Below are 3469 nucleotides of genomic sequence, written 5' to 3' on the forward strand. Positions count from 1 at the left end.
GCTCGCCATCGAAATTTATCGATGGCCTATTTCAGACTGTAATGGGTAGTTCTGTAGAGAACACCGTTGCCGCCGGTAACCAAGCGGTCGTAAAGACGGCTGCCCAGCTGGCCGAGGAGTCGGCAAAGCAGCTCAAGGACGCTCAGGCCGCCTACGATGCCGCCCAGAAGAACGCCGATGCGGCGGGCCAGTCTCAAAAGCAGGCGCAGCAGCAAAAGAATCAGGCCTCGCAGGCTGTGAGCGACAACGAAATCGAGCAGAACGCAGCAGAAGTCGCCGCGCTCCAGGAGAAGATTGACGAGCTCAAAGCCGCCGTCGAAAAGACCGAGCAGCAGCAGAAGAAGCTGGGCGACCTGAACGATCAGCTCGATCAAGCCAACAAGAGTGTCGAGGATAAGACCCAGGCGCTCAAGGACGCCAAGGCAAAGCAGGATGAGGCCAAGAAGGCCCTCGACGATGCCCAGGCCAAGCTCGAGGCCATGGGTATGGACGAGTACGAGGCCGCCAAGAAGGCCGTCGAGGACGCGCAGGCAAAGCTCGATGACGCCAATAAGGCCGTTACTACTGCACAGGCCAATCTGGACCAGGCCAAGGCTGCCGAGGCCAGCGCCCAGCAGGAAAAGCAGAATACCGAGGCGGCTTTGACGACTGCCCAGGCCAAGAAGCAGGAGACTGCCGCTGCTCTCGCAGCCGCAACCACCGCGCGCGATAACGCCCGGCAGAAGCTCGACCAGGCGCAGGCTGCACTCGATGCAGCTGTCTCGGGCACGGGTATCGATTTGAACGCGCTCGAGGCTGCCAAGGTCACTGCCGCCAGCGAGCTCGCGACCGCGCAGGCCGCGCTCGATGCCGCGACGACTGCAGACGCCACCGCACAGGCGAACCTGCAGGCTGCGCAGACTACCGTCACCGCCGCGCAGGAGAAGGCCAACGCCGCCAACGCTGCTGTGGCATCTGCCCAGTCTGCATACGATGCGGCAAACAAGGAGTACAACGCCGCCGCCAGCGAGCGCGACGCCGCCAAGGCCGCATACGAGAAGGCGCAGCAGACCGAGGCCGACAAGAAGGCGGAGTACGACCGACTCGTCGAGGTTCGTCAGCAGAAGAGCAACGAGTTCGATCAGGCTCGTGCTGAAGTAACCGACGCGCACAATGCATACGACGCCGCAAACGCCGAGGTCGACAAGCTTAACCAGCAGATTGCCGACCTCAAGTCGAACATGACCGTAGACCAGAATGTCATCAGCCAGGGTATGTTCGGCTTCATGAACTACATCATCGGCGGCAGCCAGTTCACGGCAACGCAGAAAAAGAATGCCCAAGATGCCGTGTCGATGCTGACCGGTGCTGATGACAAGGCCGAATGGTATGACCAGTACGTCGATCAGGACATGTCTCGCGACACCAACCCGCTTTCCTTGAAGCAGATGCGCAACGCCCTGACATATCTCGATACCCAGAACAACCTCCGCAAGGCGAACGGCCAGTCGGCGCTCAGCGTCAGCCTCCGCATGACTGCGGCAGCCGCCCTTAATACATCATATTCATCGAACATCTGGGGACACTCGGACTGCTACTGGGATAACGGTGAAAATCTTGCTGGCGGTGGCGGTGCATATACCGGCGGCGAGACTGAGGACACCCTAGGCTGGCCATATACCGGTCTCTACACTCAGGAAAAAGAGGCATTCGATAAGTACGTCGAGAAGAATAGTGACCTTGGAAACCATCGATATGATTCCTCCTATATCTGGCAGCACTACAAAAGCATCTACCATGAGTGTGGGCACTATCTCAACATCATCGATGCGGGCACGAAGGCTATCGGCATCGCAACTGGTAGCGGTAAGAACACCGATTCCGAGGTAACTATCTTCGATTACAGCTCTTTTGACAGTCAGGCTGATTTCACTGTCTCCGAGTTCAAGAAGCTCCTGAACGACTACATCGATTCCGCATACAACGCAGGCGGCACGCAGGAGCAGAAGGAACAGCTGAAGCAGCTTCAGAATAAGCTGGCAGAGGCGCAGAAGAACTTCGGGACTGCTGGAACGGCTTATTCTAACGCATTGGATAAGCAAGAAAGCACTCGCGACGCCTATACCGCGGCCGACACGAACGTGAACACCGCCAAGGGCGAGTACGAGAAGGCTAAGTCCGGCACCGCCGCCGCGAAGACGGCATACGACGCCGCCGAAGCCAAACTCAAGGGTATCGACGTCAAGACGCCCAAGACCAAGCTCGACGCCGCCAAGAGCGAGGCCGCTACTGCCCAGGCAGCTCTCGATAAGGCAAACGCCACGCTTGCTGACAGCAAGACGAAGGCAGCCGATGCCGCTGCTCACAAGGCGAAGGCTCGCAGCGCCCGCGATGCCGCCAAGGCAAAGTCCGATCAGGCCAATGAGGCGTATGGCAACGCCACGGCTTCGGTCAAGGACCTTACCGCCAAGTGCGATGCCGCCAAGACGGACCTTGCGAACAAGCAGGGCACGCTTGACGATGCCAAGAAGGCCGACGACGCTGCCCAAGCTGGCGTTGACAAGGCTCGGGCCGCAGATACGCACGCCGCGACCACTCTTTCGGACGCCAAGCAGGCAGTTGATGCCAAGAAGCAGGCCCTGTCCGACGCACAGGCGAAGGCCAAGGCCGCCGAGGACGAGCTTGCCACCGCAAACAAGGCCTTCGAGCGCTTCGCCGGTGCCCAGAAGGCGGTCGACGACGCCAAGGCCGCCTATGACGCTGCCGTCGCCGGTGTCGCCGATGCCCAGAAGCAGCTCGAGGCCGCCAACGAAGCCGTCGTCGATGCGAACTTCGAGATCGTCAAGGCCAAGGCCGAGCTTGCCAGCGATGAGGCACTCAAGGCCGATCTTGAGGCTGTCGACCATAAGGCATCCCTTGCCGCGGGCACGACGGGCAACGAGAAGCTGGTTAAGCTGAACGCTGCCTACGCTCGCTATAAGGCCGCCGTCGATGCCGCCGCTGGCCTCAAGACTGCTCTGAGCGATGCCGATGCCAAGCTGTCCGATGCCAACGACGCCTATGCCGCCGCGCTTGCCGAGCTTGGCGATGCCAAGGATGCCCTGGCTGCCGCGCAGGCCGAGTACGACAAGTATCATCCCAAGGCTGAGCCGCAGGCCAAGCCTCAGGTTGCGCAGGCTGCCGCAAAGGCTCCTGTCGCCAAGAAGAAGGCCACGGACGGTGCACTTGCTCAGACGGGCGATACCTCCGCGCTTGCAGGTGAGGTCTTCGTCATCGGCGGCATTACGCTCGTTGCCGCGGGTGTGACGCTCGGCGATCGTCGTCGCAAGCAGATGTAGCGTTTCGAGCGTAGTTTCTGCAACGAACTTCAATTCATAACGGGACCGTCTCGTTAGCCAAACGATAAGGCCCCCGCGCTGTTAAATGCAGCGCGCCGGCCTTTCTTTGCGTTGGTATAAAAAGCCCGGTCGGCAGCCGCAGAAGCTACCGA

The 3469-nt window shown here is 60.2% G+C and carries 1 protein-coding gene; it reads left to right on the forward strand.

Annotation, left to right across the window (positions count from 1 at the left end; genetic code table 11):
• Nucleotides 1-41 precede the first annotated feature (41 nt).
• The gene (locus DXA43_RS01585; RefSeq protein WP_147344711.1) at nt 42-3317 is read left to right on the forward strand and encodes a CAP domain-containing protein; all 3276 of its coding nucleotides are present in this window, start codon (nt 42-44) and stop codon (nt 3315-3317) included.
• Nucleotides 3318-3469: the final 152 nt, after the last annotated feature.

It is taken from the genome of Collinsella sp. OF02-10, from assembly GCF_003463445.1.
Classification (GTDB): Bacteria; Actinomycetota; Coriobacteriia; order Coriobacteriales; family Coriobacteriaceae; genus Collinsella.